Source organism: Rufibacter sp. JT3400010 (assembly GCF_054956755.1).
Genome location: NZ_JBUDXA010000013.1, coordinates 95578 through 115694 on the forward strand (window position 1 = coordinate 95578; position 20117 = coordinate 115694).

The 20117-nt window shown below is 51.7% G+C and carries 11 protein-coding genes; 9 read left to right on the top strand and 2 right to left on the bottom strand.

What is annotated here, in order from left to right; all coding sequences use genetic code 11:
• Position 1: 1 nt before the first annotated feature.
• From gatA to ACY0JR_RS13450, 8 genes are all read left to right on the top strand, one after another.
• Entirely contained in the window at positions 2-1438 is a 1437-nt protein-coding gene (gatA, locus tag ACY0JR_RS13415) for an Asp-tRNA(Asn)/Glu-tRNA(Gln) amidotransferase subunit GatA (RefSeq protein WP_462634607.1), read from the top strand.
• The gene (locus ACY0JR_RS13420) at positions 1438-3012 is read left to right on the top strand and encodes a lytic transglycosylase domain-containing protein (RefSeq protein ID WP_462634608.1); all 1575 of its coding nucleotides are present in this window, start codon (positions 1438-1440) and stop codon (positions 3010-3012) included. The genes gatA and ACY0JR_RS13420 overlap by 1 nt, the downstream gene beginning before the upstream one ends.
• 218 nt (positions 3013-3230) lie before the next feature.
• Positions 3231-5501, top strand: coding sequence for an NADP-dependent malic enzyme (locus ACY0JR_RS13425; protein WP_462634609.1), 2271 nt, complete (start codon positions 3231-3233; stop codon positions 5499-5501).
• Between the two features lie 145 nt (positions 5502-5646).
• The gene (ruvA, locus tag ACY0JR_RS13430) at positions 5647-6237 is read left to right on the top strand and encodes a Holliday junction branch migration protein RuvA (protein WP_462634610.1); all 591 of its coding nucleotides are present in this window, start codon (positions 5647-5649) and stop codon (positions 6235-6237) included.
• Positions 6238-6339: 102 nt separating this feature from the next.
• Positions 6340-13413, top strand: a complete 7074-nt coding sequence (sov, locus tag ACY0JR_RS13435; RefSeq protein ID WP_462634611.1) for a T9SS outer membrane translocon Sov/SprA — start codon at positions 6340-6342, stop codon at positions 13411-13413.
• Between the two features lie 147 nt (positions 13414-13560).
• Positions 13561-13941, top strand: coding sequence for a glycine cleavage system protein GcvH (gcvH, locus tag ACY0JR_RS13440; RefSeq protein WP_462634612.1), 381 nt, complete (start codon positions 13561-13563; stop codon positions 13939-13941).
• 10 nt (positions 13942-13951) lie between these two features.
• The gene (locus ACY0JR_RS13445; RefSeq protein ID WP_462634613.1) at positions 13952-14350 is read left to right on the top strand and encodes a VanZ family protein; all 399 of its coding nucleotides are present in this window, start codon (positions 13952-13954) and stop codon (positions 14348-14350) included.
• Between the two features lie 10 nt (positions 14351-14360).
• Positions 14361-15632 (top strand): M28 family metallopeptidase, encoded by a 1272-nt coding sequence (locus ACY0JR_RS13450; RefSeq protein WP_462634614.1) that lies wholly within the window; start codon positions 14361-14363, stop codon positions 15630-15632.
• A 300-nt stretch (positions 15633-15932) separates the two neighbouring features.
• Here ACY0JR_RS13450 and ACY0JR_RS13455 read toward each other — a convergent pair whose 3' ends face one another.
• The gene (locus ACY0JR_RS13455) at positions 15933-18044 is read right to left on the bottom strand and encodes a M43 family zinc metalloprotease (protein WP_462634615.1); all 2112 of its coding nucleotides are present in this window, start codon (positions 18042-18044) and stop codon (positions 15933-15935) included.
• A 55-nt stretch (positions 18045-18099) separates the two neighbouring features.
• Positions 18100-18981 carry a YicC/YloC family endoribonuclease gene (locus ACY0JR_RS13460; protein ID WP_462634616.1) on the bottom strand — a complete coding sequence of 294 codons (882 nt, stop codon included), beginning with the start codon at positions 18979-18981 and terminating at the stop codon, positions 18100-18102.
• A 125-nt stretch (positions 18982-19106) separates the two neighbouring features.
• Here ACY0JR_RS13460 and purQ point away from each other — a divergent pair, with 125 nt between their 5' ends.
• Positions 19107-19799 carry a phosphoribosylformylglycinamidine synthase subunit PurQ gene (purQ, locus tag ACY0JR_RS13465; protein ID WP_462634617.1) on the top strand — a complete coding sequence of 231 codons (693 nt, stop codon included), beginning with the start codon at positions 19107-19109 and terminating at the stop codon, positions 19797-19799.
• Positions 19800-20117 lie beyond the last annotated feature (318 nt).

Sequence of the window (20117 nt, forward strand, 5' to 3'; positions counted from 1 at the left end):
CATGCGTTATACATCCCTTGACGCTATCCGCGAGGAGATAGGCAGAGGTACACTCTCTTGCCGTCTGCTAGTGGAGCGTTACCTACAGAACATCAACACCAAGCGTCATCTGAACGCATTTCTGGAGGTGTTTGAAGAGGAGGCCCTTCGGCAAGCCGAAGAAGTGGATGCCAAATTGAAAGCCGGTACTGCCGGCAAACTGGCCGGAATGGTGATTGGCATCAAAGACGTGTTGGCCTATGAAGGTCACGCGCTCCAAGCCTCCAGCCAGATCCTGAACGGCTTCAAATCCCTGTACACCGCCACTGCGGTGCAGCGCCTTCTGGCCGAAGATGCCATCATCATCGGGCGCCAGAACTGCGATGAGTTTGCTATGGGCGGTTCCAACGAGAACTCCGCCTTCGGACCGGCCCTCAACGAAGTAGATACTACCCGCGTGCCGGGCGGTTCTTCGGGAGGTTCGGCCGTGGCCGTGCAAGCCGATCTTTGTTTAGCCTCTATCGGGTCTGACACCGGGGGATCGGTACGCCAACCAGCCGCGTATTGCGGGGTGGTGGGCATGAAACCTACCTATTCGCGTATCTCGCGCTACGGCCTCATCGCGTACGCTTCTTCCTTTGACCAGATTGGCGTGATCACGCAGAGCGTGGAAGACGCTGCCCTACTTTTAGAAGTGATGGCCGGTGCCGATGAGTTTGACGCGACCGTGAGCCAGCGTCCCGTTCCTGCTTACAGCCAAAACCTGACCTTTGACCGCCCGGCCCGCATCGGGTTCATCCGGGATTCTTTCGAGAGCCCTGGGTTGAATATTGAGGTGAAAGCCGCCGTGCAAGGCGTTTTAGACCAACTGCAAGCCGACGGCCACACCGTGGAACCGGTGGAATTCCACTTCCTAGACTACATAGTACCCACCTATTACATCCTGACCACCGCCGAAGCCAGTTCCAACCTGGGCCGGTACGATGGGGTGAAGTACGGTTTCCGGAGCCAGAACGCGACGGATCTGGCCTCTATGTACAAAAAGACCCGTTCCGAAGGCTTCGGAAAGGAAGTACAGCGCCGCATCATATTAGGCACCTTTGTGCTTAGCGCAGATTACTACGACGCTTACTACACCAAGGCGCAGCAGGTACGCCGTCTTATCAAAGAGAAAACCGATGAGCTTTTAAGCCAATACGATTTTCTGATTCTGCCCACAACCCCTACTACTGCTTTCAAGATTGGGGAAAACACCAAGGACCCGCTGGCCATGTACCTGGAGGATATCTACACGGTGCAGGCAAACCTAGCAGGCATTCCGGCTATTTCGTTACCAATTGGCACAGACGCCGCAGGGCTACCGATTGGGGTACAGCTGATGACCAAAGCTTTTGGGGAAGAGCAATTACTGGCCTTCTCTAAACAACTGATGAACCATCAACCACACCTAACCGCCTAATGCACAAAATTACCTTTCTTACTGGCCTTGTACTTTCACTAGGCTTGGGCTCTGCCGTGCAGGCCCAGGAAACCCCGACACTGGATGTTCCAGCGGTGCAAGTAAAAGACACTACTAAGGTACTCGTTGATTCCGTTGAGTTCATTCCGGTAGAAACCGATGAACTCATCCAGGACCGCCTCAGCTGTCTGGAACAGGAGATTCCCCTGGAGTTCAACAAGCAGGTAAGAGGGTTGATTGACTACTTCACCATCCGGAACCGGAAGTATACCCGGCGCGTGCTGGAGCGCAAACCCATGTACTTCCCCATGTTTGAGAAGTACCTGGCCAAGCACAACATGCCCGATGAGTTGAAGTACCTGGCGGTGGTGGAATCAGCGTTATTGCCGAAAGCGGTTTCCTCCGCGAAAGCCGTTGGTTTGTGGCAGTTCATGGACTTCACCGGCCGTGATTTCCGTCTGGTGCAGAACCATTACCTGGACGAGCGCATGGACCCGGAGAAATCCACTGAGGCCGCGTGCAAGTTCCTGAAACAGCTGTACCGCATGTTCGGGAGCTGGGAAATGGCGTTGGCGGCTTATAACTGCGGTCCGGGTAACGTAAGAAAGGCCATTACCCGCTCCGGCGGAAAGACTACGTTTTGGGGCATTTATCCGTATTTGCCTAAAGAAACGCGGGCTTACGTGCCGTCCTTCACGGCTTTGGTCTACACATTGAACCACGCCGAAGACCACAACCTGCACCCAGCCAATGTGCAGATTCCTATTGCCGTGGACACCATGTTAGTTAGCCAGCCGGTAGATTTGAAGTTGCTAGCCAAGCAACTGAATTTGCCCGAAGACCAGATCGTGAACCTGAACCCGGCGCTCAAGCTGAAGCACATCCCGGAGAACGTGTCTAATTTCCCGCTGCGCATTCCGGCAGATGTTCGCCCTTTCCTGGCAGAAAATAGAATGGCGATTCTGGACTCTTCCCGCTACGTAGCGCCGTACAAAGCTCCGGCCAGAACCAAATTGCCTTCTTTGCAGGAAGTACCCACTACCATGCTGGCGAAAGCAGAACCAACCTCTGGAGACAGCACCGTCAGAACTACCTACATTGTGCGCCGCAACGACAATCTTTCCAAAATCGCGAAAGAGCAGAACGTAACGGTAGAGCAACTGAAAGCCTGGAACAAGATCTCCGGCAATATGCTAGTCGCGAATCAGAAGCTGGTGGTGTTCAAACCAGAGGCGAAGGAAATGCGATCGGTAAAATCTACGGAAACAGCGGCCGCTGAGACTACCTTACTGGCTTCGGCAGAAGAAGTTTCCACTACCGCAGGTAAAAACGCTGGCCCTAACGCCAATGGTGTTCCCAAAGAGAATGCAGCTATTGCCTTGGTTTCCAAGAAAACACTAGCAGCTAAGAAAGCAGAGGTAGAGAAACCGCAAACCGTGCACCACGTGCAACCAGGCGACACCCTCTGGAATATTTCCAAGCGCTACAACAACGTGAGCGTAGAGAAACTCAAAAAAGCAAACAAACTGAAAGGCGATGATTTAAAGCCTGGTATGAAGCTGATTGTAGGCTGATTCTGTACGTACTAAAAAGATAGCATCCCTGGCTTCGGCTTGGGATGCTATTTGTTTTTAAGGTGTTTTGCATAAATCAGGCGGTAAACCAGGAGGTGAGAACCCACGGCTTACTTGCTCAACTGAAAAAAAGATAGCAACTTGAATTATTCACCGCCCAACAAGCGTTGGCTTGGCGGCGGCCCCATAAAGACTACCACAACACGACAAAGAAGGACATGATTAAAATCAACAAGGAAGATGCGCTGAATTATCACAGCCAGGGACAACCCGGTAAGATAGAGGTAGTGCCTACCAAACTGGTGAGCACGCAGATGGACTTAGCCTTGGCGTATTCGCCGGGTGTGGCAGAGCCTTGTAAAGAAATAGCCGCCAACATAGACGATGTTTACAAATACACCGCCAAGGGTAACCTGGTGGGCGTGATCACCAACGGAACTGCCGTTCTGGGCCTAGGCAACATCGGCCCGGAGGCCTCTAAACCGGTGATGGAAGGGAAAGGAGTGCTCTTCAAGAAATTTGCGGGTATTGACGTATTTGACATTGAGATAAACGAGACCGATCCAGACAAATTCATCCAGATTGTAAAGTCGCTGGAGCCTACGTTCGGCGGCATCAACCTGGAAGACATTAAAGCCCCTGAAAGCTTCAAGATTGAGAATGCCCTTCGCGAGCAGATGAACATTCCGCTCATGCACGATGACCAACACGGCACGGCTATCATCTCCAGCGCGGCTCTGTTGAACGCGTTGGAAGTGGTAGGCAAAGACATCTCCCAAATCAAGATGGTGGTGAACGGGGCTGGCGCGGCCGCTATTGCCTGCACCAAACTGTATCTGGAGTTGGGCGTGAACATTGACAACATTGTCATGTTTGACAAAGACGGCATCATCAATCCAGAGCGCAATGACTTGGACATCTACCGCGCCCAGTTTGTGACCACCCGTAAAATCACCACTCTGGCCGAGGCCATGGACGGAGCCGATGTGTTTGTAGGCCTGAGCGCCGGCAACGTTTTAGCGCCAGAATTGGTGAAACTGATGGCAAAAGACCCTATCATCTTCGCGTTGGCCAACCCAGACCCGGAGATTGCCTACGAAACCGCGATGGCCACCCGTGATGACTTGATCATGGCTACCGGCCGTTCAGACCATCCTAACCAGGTGAACAACGTACTGGGCTTCCCTTACATTTTCAGAGGGGCCTTGGACGTACGGGCCACCGAAATCAACGAAGCCATGAAACTGGCCGCCGTATATGCTCTGGCAGATCTCGCCAAAGAAGGTGTGCCGGACATCGTGCACAAAGCCTACGGCGATAACTCCATTGCCTTCGGACGGACGTACCTGATCCCTAAACCGCTGGACCCACGTTTGATCACCACCATTAGCCCAGCGGTAGCCAAAGCGGCTATGGACTCTGGCGTGGCGCGTCATCCTATCACTAACTGGGAGCGTTACCACCAGGAACTGCAGGCCCGCATAGGTATTGACCAGAAACTGATGAACCGTGTGCTGACCCAGGCCCGTCAGAATCCTAAAACAGTGGTCTTCGCTGAAGCAGATCATTACAAAATCCTGAAAGCGGCCCAAACCGTGCTGGAGCAAAAACTGGCCTACCCTATTCTGTTGGGCGAGCGGGCCCGCATCCAGGAAATGATCACTGAGTTCAACATGGATTTAACCGGCAGTGTCATCATTGACCCGCGCGAAGAAGACGCCAAATGCGAGCAATTCGCGCACCTGCTGTATGAGAAACGCAAGCGCAAAGGCTTAACCCTATTTGATTGCCGAAAACTGGTGCGCGACCGCAACTACTTTGGTTGTATGATGGTGGAAACCGGCGAAGCCGATGCCCTCATCTCTGGTCTTACCCGGGAATACTCGTCCACTATCAAACCAGCCCTGCACGTGATTGGCGTAGAGGAAGGCGTGAACAAAGTGGCGGGCATGTACATTATCCAGAACAAGAAAGAGCCGTACTTCTTCGCAGACACCACCGTAAACTTGCAGCCTAGCGCCGAGGAACTGGTGGACATCATTGGCTTAACGGCCCGTTACGTACGTTTCTTTGACCGTGAGCCAAGAATGGCGGTGCTTTCGTACTCCAACTTCGGGTCAAGTTCTGGGCAGGTGCCTACCAAAACCCGCGAGGCTACCCGCCTGGCCAAGCTCCGCTACCCAGACCTCATCATAGACGGCGAGATGCAAGCCAACACGGCCTTGAACCCAGATTTGCTGCGCGAGCACTATCCGTTCAGTGAACTGGCCAACGTGGGGGCCAACACCCTCATCTTCCCTGGTTTGGCGGCGGGTAACATCGCGTATAAACTCTTGCAGGAAATCGGCGGCGCCGAAGCCATTGGTCCTATCTTGATGGGCATGCGCAAGCCGGTGCATATTCTGCAGCTAGGTTCCTCAGTGCGGGAGATCATCAACATGGTAGCCATTGCCGTGGTAGATGCCCAAACCTGCAAGGCAGAACTGTAGACCAAGAGGGCTAATTGAGAGGCGTTATACCAACAAGTAGGTATTTCTAGCCATCCCAGAAATTTCATATCCTGTTTTTAGGCTGTTTACTAAAAAACGACCTAAAAACAGGATATCTTTGTAAGCTGATTACACTTATCATTTTATGATTGCATATCTAGACGGTCGCCTGGCGCAGAAAGATCCAACTTTCGTCATTATTGATGTAGGAGGTGTGGGCTACGAGCTTCGTATCTCGCTCAACACCTTCGGGCAATTGCCGGAGGGCGAACGTTGCCGTCTGTACACGCACCAGCACATCAAAGAAGACGCGCACACGCTGTACGGTTTTGCCACTCTGGCAGAGAAAAGCGCCTTTTTACATCTGATCTCTATTTCGGGGGTGGGGCCTAATACCGGGCTCATGATTCTTTCCTCTTTGACCGTGCAGGAAGTGCAGCAAGCCATTGTGCGGGAAGACGTACGCACCATTCAGCAGGTGAAAGGTATTGGAGCCAAAACCGCCCAGCGTATTATTCTGGAACTGCGCGATAAATTCCGGAAAGGGCTGGGTGCCGATGCGGTAACGGTCTCTTTTGGGGCGCACAATACGGCCCGCGAGGAGGCGTTATCTGCATTAGTAACCTTAGGCTTCGCGAAGAATGTCGCCGAGAAAACCTTAGATACAATCATTAAACGGGAGGGTGCTACCCTAACCGTTGAAGAAATGATTAAGTTTGCCTTGAAGTCTTCCTAAGTAACTTCCCCATTATTTGTGTTTTATAAACAGAAGCCTCACATTCTTGCAGCCGCGGTAGGGTTGGTGTCGTTGATGGCTTGGCTTTCCCAGGCCGAGCCCATGAGTTTATCTATAGCAGGTGTTAGCACCTCGCTAATGATGTTGTCTGAAGAAGAAGATAAAGAAGCAGTACAAGACACAGTAAAAAATCAGGGATATATTCCTTCCCGACGTCCGAAGCTCATTTTTGACGACCGCCGGGGCGATCCCTTTTCTAACAGAACCACGTTGTCGCCGCTGTTGCTGCCGTTGCCCAAAAACGTGCAATTGAACGTAGTGCCAGATGACAGTCTGAAGCGGTACCAGATCACGGAGCAGATTGGCGGGTATGATTACCGCGATCCCAGCACCATGACCTTTGAGGAGTATTCCCGCTACCAGCAGCAGAAAGCTATCAGAGATTACTGGCGCACCAAATCGGCGAGTCTGGACGAGCAGAACCCGGCCGCGCCTAGCCGCCGTCTGGTGCCTACTCTAAACCTGGGTGGCCGTACGTTTGACCGCTTGTTTGGCGGAAACACCGTAGATATACGGCCCAACGGGTTGGCTACGCTTAAGTTTGGCGCGCTCTTCAACAAAAATGAGAACCCGGCCATTCCGCTACGTCAGCAGAGCATAGGCGATTTTGAGTTCGATCAGAGCATCGCCCTGAACATTGACGGCCGCATTGGCGAGAAAATGCGCATCACGGCCAACTGGGATACCAAAGCCAACTTCGACTTTGAGAATAACCTGAAGCTGGAGTATACGGGCTATCCTGAGGAAATCATCCAGAAAATAGAAGCCGGTAACGTGAGCTTGCCGCTCAACAACTCCCTTATCTCGGGCGGGCAGAACCTCTTCGGGTTAAAAGCGCAGTTACAGTTAGGAAAGCTATCAGTGACGGCCATTGCCGCCAACCAACGCGGTAGCATAGATGCGGTAGATATTCAAAACGGGGCCCAAAACAGACGCTTTGAGTTACGTGCCGATGATTATGACCGCGACCGGCACTTCTTTTTGGCCCAGTTCTTCCGGAACCGGTATGACCAGGCGCTCCGCAGTCTGCCGCTGGTGAATTCCGGCATTGTGATCAGACGTCTGGAAGTGTACATCACCAATGACAACCGGGCCACCCAAAACCTGAGAAACGTGGTGGCTTTAATGGATTTGGGCGAACCGAGCCCTTTCAGAGCCCCCTTCAGCAACAATTTACCCGCCAACTCCGGGGCCGGAAACAACCAGAACAACCTTTACGGCAGACTAGGTAACCGAAGCAATACGCAGATAGACAATTTTCTGGAAGGTTTCGGGTTGCAGAAAACCGTTGACTTTGAACACGTACGCGCCCGCCGCCTGGACCAGACCGAGTATAAATTCAATCCGCAGTTAGGCTACATTTCCCTGAACACCACGTTGCTACCAGAGCAAGTGCTGGGCGTAGCGTTTGAATACACCTTGAATGGCCGTACCTATAAAGTAGGTGAGTTGCAGGAAGACTACCAGAACGTGCCCGAAGACCAGGTGATTTTCCTGAAGTTGCTGCGCGCCACCAACCCCGGTTTGAACACGCCTACCTGGGATTTGATGATGAAAAACGTCTATGCCCTTAACGCAAACCAGATTGAGCGGCAGAACTTCCAGCTGAACATTGCCTATAAAGACGATGCCACCGGCGGCGACCTGACCAGTTTACAGGATGAGTCCAGCTTGAAAGGCATTCCGCTGATTCAGGTTTTCAACCTGGACAACGTGAACACCAACAATGACCCTCCGCGCGACGGTAACTTTGACTTTTTAGCTGGCATTACCATTGACCCAGAGTCTGGCCGCATCTTCTTCCCGCAGGTAGAGCCGTTTGGGTCTTACCTCCGTTCCCGCTTCACAACGGGCACAGAAGATCAGTTCATCAACAAATACGTCTTCCAGGAGTTGTATGACTCCATCCAGACAGATGCCCAGCAGTTCGCCCAGAAGAATAAGTTCTTTATTCAGGGCCGTTACCAGGCTTCCAGTACAGATGAGATTACGCTACCCGGTATCAGGATTGCCGAAGGTTCTGTGGCGGTCTATTCCGGCGGTACGCGGCTGGTAGAAGGCCAGGATTACCAGGTGTTTTATGATTTGGGCCGCGTAAAGATCCTGAATCCCAGCTACCTGAACAGCGCCAGCAACTTGCGCGTCACCTACGAGAAAGCCGACATTCTGAGCGTCCAACCCAGAACACTCCTGGGAGCCCGTTTTGATTACCGGGTAGACAATGACCTCATCTTAGGCGCCACAGTACTGCACCAGGGAGAACGTCCGTTTATTCAGCGCGTGAACATTGGCGATGAGCCCAGCAACAATACCATCTACGGGTTTGATATCAATTACCGGCGTGATTCCCGTTTGCTCACCATGCTGACGGATAAGTTGCCGTTCTTGGAAACCAAGGAACCTTCGTCCATTACCTTAGGAGCCGAGGTAGCCCAGTTGGTGCCTCAGAAAACTACTTTTGTGGGTGAAGATGGGGTTTCGTACATAGATGACTTTGAAAATGCCAAGACGCCTTATTCCCTAGGAGGTTTCAACACTAACGCTTGGCGGTTGGCTGCAACTCCGGTTACCTTGGCCAATGGTGCCACCGGACTGGCGAATGCCTTTACCCGGGCCAAGTTGGCTTGGTATACCATTGACCAGATCTATTATACCTCCAATGGTCTGCGGCCCAACAATATTTCTAAGGAAGAACTGGAGAACCACTATGTACGGGGTATTCAGCGCCGCGAGATTTTCCCCAACCGCGACCCGGAGACCAACAACTCGTTTGAGTACACTTTTGACCTAGCCTATTACCCACAGGAACGCGGGCAGTACAACTATACTCCCAACGTTCAGCCTGACGGCCGTTTCTTCAACCCTAACGTTGATCCCCGTAATAACTACGCAGGTATTAGCCGGGAAATCTCCTTTGACAACAACTTTGACAACGCCAACATTGAGTATCTGGAATTCTGGATGTTGGACCCCTTCATTAAAGGAGACCGGGGCCGGAAACTCATCACGGGTTTAGATGATGCGCAGAACAGCCGCGATGAAAATGGAAAACTGGTCTTCAACTTAGGTAACATCTCTGAAGACCTCCTGAAAGACCAGCGGTACGAATTTGAGAACGGCTTACCAACCGACGGGAACCTCCAAGCCACGGAGCCAACCGCTTGGGGTCGGGTGACCCGCAATCAGTTCCTGACCGATGCCTTTGACAGCAATCCCGGTTCCCGCCAGTTCCAGGACATAGGTTTGGATGGTTTGAATGACAATGACGAACGCGCCTTCTTCCAGGGAATCTACAGCACCGTAGAGGACCCGTCTGCTGATAACTTCCGCCACCACTTAGACGGGTCATATGATGCCGCCAATGTAGGGGTGTTGGGCCGTTACAAGAACTTCAACGGTATGGAAGGCAACTCACCGGTTAACAGCAATCTTTCGTCCAACGCTTTCCCAGATAAGGAAGACCTGAACAAAGACAACGTAATCAGTGACACCGAGCAGTACTATGAATACAACATTGACCTGCGACCAAGCCGTCTGGCGGTAGGTGACAACTACATTGTAGACAGAGTAGACTCCACAGATGCCAACGGCAACAGAGTAAGTTGGTACCAGTTCCGGATTCCGGTGAGAAAGCCCACCAACAACGTGAACAAGATGCAGGGCTTTAAGTCCATCAGGTTCATGCGGATGTACATGACGCAGTTTGCGCAACCCGTAGTACTCCGGATGGTGCAGATGCAGTTTGTGTCCAACCAGTGGCGTACGTACAATTCCATTCTCTCCAACGGCGCTCCCTGCGTGGGCGACTGTGACTCTGATGCCTCGGCTTTTAGTGTCTCTTCGGTGAGTATTGAGGAAAACGGTGAGGTAGATGCTGGGAACATTCCGTACGTGGTGCCTCCGGGGGTAGAACGCCAGCGCGATTATTCCTCGGCCAACAACCGCCGCCAGAATGAGCAGTCCTTGCAGTTGAACGTAGAGAACCTGAGAGACTCTTTCAGCAAAGCAGTGTACAAAAACGTGAGCCAGGACATGCTGATCTACAAGCGCCTGAAAATGTACGTGCACGCCCAGAGCCCCAGCGGTACCCAGGACAATGAAGTAAATGCCTTCATCAGAATTGGTACTGACTTTACGCAGAACTATTACGAATTCTCTATACCGCTGAAGATGACGCCGCAGGGCAGCCGTGACCCGTACCAGATCTGGAACGAGCAGAACTTCATTGACGTAGCTTTTGATGAGTTTGTCCGATTAAAATCCAGACGGAACCAGGCAGGGTTCCCCTTGAACCAAGTCTTTACCGAATCCCGTGAAGACGGAAAAGTGTTCAGAGTAGTAGGTAACCCAGATTTCAGTGATGTGCAAAGCCTCATGATTGGTCTGGAAAACCCCGCCACGCCAGACAAAGCGGCTCATTCAGTTACGTTGTGGGTGAATGAACTGCGCGTATCTGACTTTGACCGTACCGCCGGTTGGGCAGCCACTGCCCGCGCCAACATCAAACTAGCTGACTTCGCCAACATCACCGCTACCGGTTCTTACACCACCGTGGGCTTTGGCGGTATTCAGCAGCGGGCGGCGCAAAGAGCCCGGGAAACCACAGGGCAGTTTGATGTGACAGCCAACGTGGCGGCCGAGAAACTTCTTCCTTCGGGTTTAGGGTTAGTGGTTCCTTTATCTGTGCAGTACGGAACTACCACCAGCGAACCTCGCTATGACCCGCTGGACCGTGACACCGAACTGGACCTTTCCCTGCAGAAGTTTGAAGATGGCACAGAAAAGGACAGATACCGCAAGGAAGTGGTCAGCCAGACCACGACCAAGAGCATCAACTTACTCAACGTCCGGAAGGAGAAAACCAACCCAGAAGCCAAGAACCATATCTATGACATAGAGAACCTCTCGTTCTCCTATGCTTATACAGAGGTACTGCACACGGATATTTCTACGGACCGTAACTTCTCTAAAACCTACAACGGTGGCATTGCCTATAACTACACCAATGCGCCTAAGAGCTACACGCCATTTGCCGAGGTGAAAGCTTTCCAGTCGCCGTACCTGCGGTGGCTGAAGGAGTTCAACTTCTCGCTCATGCCAAGTAGAATCTCCATTAGAGCAGACCTGGACCGGCGCTACAACGAGACGTACCTGCAAGGGCGTACCTCGCCGTACAGTTTACCAGACACGGCCGGTTTCCTGCCTACTTTCCAGAAAGCGTTCTTCTTTAACCGCATCTATGACGTGAAGTGGGACTTAACCAAAAGCCTTACGCTGGATTATACCGCCACCAACCGGGCGGTGGTAGACGAGCCTAACGGCCGTATCAATGAAGAAATAGATACGCTGCGCTGGAAGAACGAGGAAATCTGGCACAACCTGAAACGCTTCGGCCGTAACACCAACTTCAACCAGGTAATTGCCGCCACCTACCGTTTACCGCTAGACAAATTCCCGCTCACCGACTGGGTTTCTGCCGATGCGCGGTACCAGGCAGGTTTCACGTGGACGTCGGCCTCTACGGCACTCAGCAGAAATGACACGCTACAATTGGGTAATACCATTGAAAACAGCACCGAAACGAGCCTGAGCGGCAAACTGGATTTAGTTCGATTGTACAATAAGGTGCGGTTTTTGAAGGCGGCCAATGAAGCCTCCCCTAACCCGGGAGTGCGGCAACAATCGGTGAAGCCAGGGCAGGAGGCAACTCCAGATTCTACCCGAAGCGGCGGACGGCAGGTAATAAACGGAATCCTGCGGGCATTGATGTCGGCGCGTTCCGTCAACTTCACGTATGCGCGTACCGAGGGCACGTTGCTGCCGGGTTTCCTGCCTACCACCAAAAACTTCGGCTTAGCCGATGGCTTTGGGGCCCCGGGTCTGGACTTTGTGTTAGGCAAGCAGTTTGAGTTGCATGACCTTTACGAGCGCGCCAACCGCGAAGGCTGGTACACTGATAGCAGCCAGTACCTGAACACGCCGTTAAGCTCCCTCAAGTCGGTGAATTTAACGGCCCGCGCCACCATTGAACCGTTCCGGAACTTCATCATCACCTTAGACGGAGTCATGAACAAGTCTGAGATTGATGAGGTGTATTACCGCCGCGACTCAGCCTTGGTAGTGCAACGCCAGAACCCGTTCACCACCGGTTCTTACCGCGTTTCGTTTATCTCACTGCAAACCATGTTTGAGTCAGGTGCGGGAAGCAACTCGGAAGCATTTGAAAACTTTATTAGGAACCGGGCGACTATTGCCAGCCGATTGAATGCGGCCAGTGGCGGACCAGGGGTCTATCAGTTGAACTCGCAGGATGTTTTGATTTCTTCGTTCATGCACGCTTACCAAGGCAAAGATGTGAACGGGTACAAAGCCAAACCGGCTAGTCCGTTTGACGCTATACCGTTGCCTAACTGGAATGTGGTGTACAACGGTTTGGCGGCCCTGCCGTTCTTCCAGCAGTACTTCAGTTCCTTCACCCTGAACCACGCGTACCAATCTACGTTCACGGTGTCTAACTTCAGCACGGCCCTGGATTACAGCTTTAAACCGGCAGGCTTCCCTACTCTGGCAGATGAACGCACCGGCGACGTGATTCCGTACTACATTGTAAGCCAGGTAGCCATCACGGAGAGCATGTCGCCGCTGATTGGGATTAACTTCCGGACCAAAGGCCAGATTACCGGCCGTATGGAGTACAGAACCCAAAGGAACCTCTTGCTGAACATGACCAACGCGCAGATAACTGAGAACGGCATCAAAGACATGGTAGTAGGCATTGGCTATAGCGCCACCAACTTCAAGCTTCCGTTCAAGATTGGCGGCAAACGTACCTTGGAGAATGAGCTGACCATGCGTCTGGACTTCACCATCAGGGACAATGAAACCATTCAGCGCACCATTGCCGTAGACACCAACGGCAACGAATACCAGAACAACCTGACTACCGCCGGGGCTTTGCAAGTGCAGATACGACCTACCATTGATTACGTGGTAAGCCAGCGCCTGAACCTGCAGTTCTACTTCACGCAGAACATCAATGAACCCAAAGTGGCCAATGCCTTCCGGAACACGGTGACGGAGGGCGGCATCCAGCTCAGGTTCAGTTTGTCTGAGTAATTAGTATTGAGAGAAACGTTTCGGGGCTGATTTACAGAAATCAGCCCCGAAACTATTTTTAGACAGTCTCTGCACAGTTTCATACGCCAGGCTTGCGGCAGGTGCCAAAAAGAATGTAATTTTGACCCGAACTTAACTTTATACCTTATGAACTTCCCTGAGGAACTGAAATACACCAAAGACCACGAGTGGATTAGAATTGAAGGCGACGTAGCGTACGTAGGCATCACAGATTTCGCACAGCGCGAATTAGGCGACATTGTGTACGTAGACATTGACACCTTAGACAAAGACGTAGCCAGAGAAGAAGTATTTGGCACGGTAGAAGCCGTGAAAACCGTTTCTGATTTATTTAGTCCGTTAACCGGCCAGGTTTTGGAAATCAACGACAAACTGGACGGCAGCCCTGAACTGGTGAACTCTGATCCTTACGGCGATGGCTGGATGATCAAGATGTCTGTTGCTGAGCAAGGCGAAGTAGCCGAACTGCTTTCTGCCGCGGCATACCGCGAACTAGTAGGCGCGTAAGACGTTTATTGTGCGTTTCTCTTACTACGCCCTGGCGCTGGGGTGGGCAGTCATTCTTCTAATCCTGACGTTGCTGCCCGCCCAGGCGTTACCTCCCGGTCCTAAATGGGACATCCTTACCTTTGATTCTCTGGTGCACGCTATCCTATTTGGGGTACAGTTGCTGCTCCTGCTCTACGGCCTCCAGCGCGACCCTTCGGTTCAACTGAACAAACGCTTACTCATGGGCTCCTTTCTGTTGGTGGTTGCCTTCGGGATTCTGGTGGAAATCTTGCAGGGTGCCATGGGCTTCGGCCGCCAGGCAGACCCGGTAGACGCCCTCAGTAATTCTATTGGTGGCGTGATCGGTTTGCTGGTGTGGTCTCTGGTGGGCCGCCGTTTAGGGGCTAGTTCCAGAAAACTAAGTTAAAAACATTTCTATGGTGCGGTACCGCTGGTTTTCCTTTGCGCTCGTTTTACTCTGTTTTCAGGGAAAAGCCCAGGAAATGGCCCGGGTGCGCCAAACCATTGCTGATCTTTCTGCCCCGGCCCTGCATGGCCGGGGTTATGCTTTTAAAGGCGACAGCCTGGCCGCTACTTACCTGCAAAAGCAGTTTGAAACCATAGGTCTGCGTTCTTTCACGCCCGGCTACAAGCAGCCATTTACGCTCCCTGTCAATATTCTGGAAAACCGCCTGCAATTAGCAATAGACGGCAAAACCTTGGTTCCCGGTGTCGATTTCATTGCGCACGGTGCCACTGGCCCCGGAACGGGCGAAGGAAAAGTATATGCCATTGACACTTTGGTTCTGCAAGACGTAGACGTGGCTCAGCAATTCCTGACCAATAATCTGCGGAACAAAGTAGTAGTGGTGCACCAGCGGCACTTTCAGGAGTTACTTTCTTTGCCAGAACCTTTTCAGCCCCAGTTAAGAAGTGTTGCGGCCATCTTGGTGCGGCAACCAGGCCCCAAACTGATGGGCACCGTACGCGGAGAGCAGCTTCCGTTCCCGGTGCTGGAAGTATTGGAAAAAGCCTGGCCCAAAAACGCCAAGAAAATCTCTTATGCCGTAGATGCCCGCCTGGAACCGAACTACCGAAGCCAGAACGTGGTTGGCTTTGTGCCCGGCAAAATCAAGCCAGACTCTTTTGTGGTGGTCACTGCGCACTATGATCACTTGGGACACCAAGGCAAAGACCTTTACTTTCCGGGTGCGCATGACAATGCGAGTGGTACGGCTATGCTATTGGAACTGGCCAACTATTATGCCCAACCCCAGAACGCGCCTGACTATTCCATCGCGTTTATGGCCTTTGCCGGGGAAGAAGCAGGTTTGGTTGGCTCCCGTTTCTACACCGAACATCCGCTTTTCCCGTTAAGCAAAATCAAATTCCTGTTGAACCTGGACTTGATGAGCACCGGCGAAGAAGGCCTAATGGTGGTGAACGGCAGCGTTTTCCCAAAGCAGTTCTCGCTCTTGCAGCAACTGAACCAGCAACACGGCTACCTTCCCCAGATCAAGAGCCGGGGCAAAGCAGCGAACTCTGATCATTACTTCTTTTCAGAGAAAGGCGTTCCTTCTTTTTTCTTCTACACCCTGGGCGGCACCACCACAGAATACCACCATCCGCAGGACAAACCAGACACCCTGCCTCTTACCAAATTCAAAGAGGTGATCAGCTTGATCCAAGCGTTTATCAAAGCACTGTAGCCTATTTCTGTTTTTGCCGAGTTTTCCTGAAAATGGCCTGGAAAGTATCTCAGGTTGCCTTCATTATTCTGGCGCAAGCGTCCGCTTGTGTCCTCATCTTGCAGATCAGCTATGCGTGCGGACACAAGCGGACGCTTGCGCCAGAAAGCTTTGGAAGAAAGGAGATACTAGTAGAATTCCTCTTAGGGTAGTAGAGTGGGTTTACATTTCCAAAAAACACCAACTGAATTAGCCATTAAAAAGCAGAACCCCGGTAACCAAAAGCTACCGGGGTTCTGCTTTTAAGCATTACTAAAAGGTCTACTGCATCAGCATTACTCTACGGACTACTACGCCTTTGTCAGTTTGCATTCTGATGAGGTAGAGACCGTTTGCTTGGTTTTGGAGCGTGAATTGCAAAGACTGGCTCCTGACGTGGCGGGGAGTTGAAATCTCTTGCAGCACAGTTCCTACCGCGGTGCAAACCTGTACACTGGAGATACTAGCTTCCGGGGAACTGATAGAAACAAGGCCGGTGGTAGGGTTTGGGGCTACTTTCACGGCTAACTGGGCACGCTCTTCTTCGGCACCTAACAGAGAATTCCCGTCTACTTTCACATCATCTAAGTAGAGGTTGTTCTCAAAATCAGTGATGTGCCGGAACTTGATTAGGGCGGTTTTAACCGAGGCAAAGTTTGCCAGATCCAATGTTTCCTGTCGCCATTGCAATGCGGTGGGAATAAATTCGTCGGTGGTGAAGTAAGGCGTGGCAGTAGTCAATTCCTGGCCAAACTTCTGGAAGATGCGTTGATAAGTGCTTCCGCAGTCAGAAGAAACCCAAACCTCCAGCGTATCAGAATACTCGGTCTCAGACAGTAGGGAGTAAGCTACCTGGAACGTTAACTTGGGCATGGTGCGGGAAGTCAGATCCAACGGTGGCAAAACCAATTCGTCTACCAGGCCATTGGCGGTATAGGCAATGTTCCGCATCACCGCCGAGGCAGTACCTGTTTTGGCGGCTTTGGTAGTGCGTTCCCACGTTAAATCAGCATTGGGGTTATGGATGGCCCAGCCCGCCGCCGGAAACGTAGCACCTTCAAAGCCTTCCTGCAGCGGCAAGGCTATTCCCTGCACCTGGAAAGAAGCAGTTATGGCATTATTGTCCGCGTTTGCATCCGTACTGGTATTGTTTCTGGAGGCAATGGTAAAGGCAATGGTATGCAACCCAGGGGTAGCCGTAAGACTAGGGATGGTCAGCGTAATGCTCTGAAAAGAGGCAAGGGAACCAGTCCAATCATAGGTTTGCACGGGGCCATTGTCAACACGGTACTGGATCTGGGCCGAAGTCAGGGTTTGGGAACCTCTGTTACGTAGCACAACAACCGGAGCGAAAGCGGGAGCGCAAAGCACGTTTGCCGGAGAGGTCACTTCAACCAAAGCGGCGTCCAGTTCGGGCACCTGTACTTCCGTGGCGCCTAATGAGGTAAGAATACCCGGACGGTACTTGGCAAGGGCCTGTTGCATCACATTCTTCTGCCCAGTGGTAAACAGGTTCATGCAGGCATCATTGGTGTAGTCCATGTAGTTCATGAACATGTCACCTTCATTATTACAGCTAGCCTTGGGGAAAGTAGGACAACCTGTGTTTTCGGCCGCCTGGGTGGGCGTATCTGCTACCTGGTCATCGCCGCATTCTTCATCGCCCCAGATGTGGAAAAGGTTGAGCCAATGGCCAATCTCATGGGTAGCGGTACGGCCTTGGTTAAAAGGTGCTTTGGCTGTTCCGGTTGTCCCGAAGTACCGGTAGTCAATCACTACGCCGTCTGACGCCGGGGAACCGGTATTGGGAAACTGGCCGTACCCCAGTACGTCTTCGTCTTTGTTGAAGTTAACTATCCAAATGTTCAGGTATTGGCTTGTGTTCCAGGCCGCTTTTCCGCCGGAAGAGGCAGCTTTCATAGCATCGTCTACCTTGAAATCTGCGGCGGTGGTTCTGGTGCGGGTAATGCCGTTGGTGGGCTCGCCATCTGGCGTGCGCCGGGCTAACTTGAATTCAATCTCCGTGTCGGCGGCTACTGCTTTGAAAGGGGCAGGCGTATTGCTGGCATCGGCGTTCAGCCGCCGAAAATCTTTGTTCAGGACTTCAATCTGAGACGCGATCTGCTCCTCAGAGATATTCTGCTCATCGGTGTTATAGACCACGTGCACCACCACCGGTATGGTGATGACGCCCCCCAACACCCTCTGCGCGTTTGCCCCTTTGAAATTGTTGCCCGCTGCTTTTGCCTGTTGCTGTAACTGAACGTGCAGGTTGGGCCTGTCCTTCTCCAAGTGCTTCAGATGCTCCATGGTGCCACAGGACCGGGTCTGGCTTATGGCTTGGCTGATAGTACACGTGAAGAGAAAAAAAACAATCAGTAATCTTTGAGCCATTTGCTTCTGCGCTTTAGGGTTGTTTTCAGGGAAACAGGCTGAAAACAACCCCCTTTTACAGAATGTTGTTCAGCTGCTCTTTGATCTTCTCCAGTTCTTCTTTCATCTCTACCACCAGGTGCTGAATGGTGGCATCATTGGCTTTGGAACCTATGGTGTTAATCTCACGGCCTATTTCCTGCGAGATGAACGCCAATTTCTTACCAGTTGGTTCAGGAAGATAGACAGTCTCTGCAAAATAATGCAAATGATTCACTAATCTCACTTTTTCTTCGGCTATGTCTAACTTCTCAATGTAGTAGATCATCTCCTGCTCAAAGCGGTTCTGATTAAACGACTCTGAGGTGCTTATTTCGCTTAAATGAGCCTGTATGCGCTGTTTGATGTGGTCTACCCGGCTAGGGTCGTGTTTGTCTACTTCGGCCAACAGGATTCTAATTCTATCTATGTAAGATACAATTTCAGTAGTAAGCGCCTTGCCTTCATCTGCCCTGAACGTGTTGAAATTGTCAATGGCTTCCTGTAAAACGGGCGCTACCTGCTCCCAGGAAACTTCTTCGCCTTTTTCTTCGGTGCTTTCGGTCTGCAGTACCTCGGGCATGTGCAACGCCAACCGGAACAGATCTGGAGATTTCGCGCCCAAGGCAATAGCAGCGGCCTCCAATTCTTTGAAATAGATCCCTAACAGTTCTGTGTTGATTCTACTGCGGCTGGAACCAGTCTTGCCTCTGGTAACCTCTATGGTAAGGTTCACCTTGCCGCGTACCAGGCTTTTGCCTATCAGATTTCTGATTTCAAGCTCTTTATCTGACAGACTGCGCGGAATACGCAGGCTCAAGTCCATGGATTTAGAGTTAAGTGACTTCAGCTCAATGGAAATGGTAGAACCTTCTGTCTCTAGGTGGGCAGACCCAAACCCGGTCATGGATAATAACATACTGCGTCATTAAAGTGGAAAAAGGTAAATCTATGAAAAAAGTCCCATTCCCTCCCTATCTTGCCGCCTGCGGTTTCTGTGACGCGTTCCTTTAATAACCTGCGTATTTTCTTTATCTTTGCTCTATGAAATTTGGAGTTGTCGTTTTCCCAGGGTCCAACTGTGACCAAGATGTCATTGATGCGTTGCAACACACCACCCAAAAGGAAGTTGTAAAGCTTTGGCACAAAGACCATGATTTGCAGAACTGTGATTTCATAGTGCTGCCCGGAGGTTTCTCTTATGGTGACTATCTGCGTTCGGGCGCAATTGCCCGTTTCTCCCCTATCATGCAGGAAGTGGTGAAATTCGCCAATTCTGGTGGGTACGTGTGGGGCATTTGCAATGGCTTCCAGATTTTGACGGAAGCCGGCCTTCTGCCTGGTGCCTTACTCCGGAATACGAGCCAGCAGTTCATTTGCCAGAACGTTTACATCACCCCTGAGAACACCGATGCCCTGCCTACCGCTCTATTGGAGCCCGGCAAAGCTTACCAAATTCCGATTGCGCATGGCGAAGGCCGGTTCCACGCCGATGCCGATACGCTGAAGCAACTGGAAGACAATGGTCAGATCATGTTCCGCTACTGCGATGCCAACGGAGAGGTAACCGAGGTTTGCAACTGCAACGGAAGTTTGCTGAACATTGCCGGCGTAAGCAATAAAAACAAAAACGTATTCGGTATGATGCCTCACCCAGAACGAGCCGTTGACGCAGAACTCAACAACACCGATGGCCGTCTTCTGTTTGAGTCGCTCTTACAAGCCGTTCAAGCGTAACTGACTTCCTTTTCGGAAGAAAATTAGCTTTCGCTAAGCTTTATCATAAACGACAACGCCTCCCTGAGTTCAGGGAGGCGTTGTCGTTTATAGGCTATTTCCCGGAAAGCGAAACTGAAACAGCTTCTGAATCTCCAAACCTCGCTCGCGTCTCGCGAGTGTGAGCTACTTGCGGCGTCCCGCCGCTTTGTATCCATTGATTGCTTTGTGTCCATTTATTCAAAATGAAATGAATATTGGCCAGAGGCCGAAAGTAGCTCACGCTCGCGAGACGCGAGCGAGGGAAATGCTATTACCTATCTGTAGTGATCAACTTAA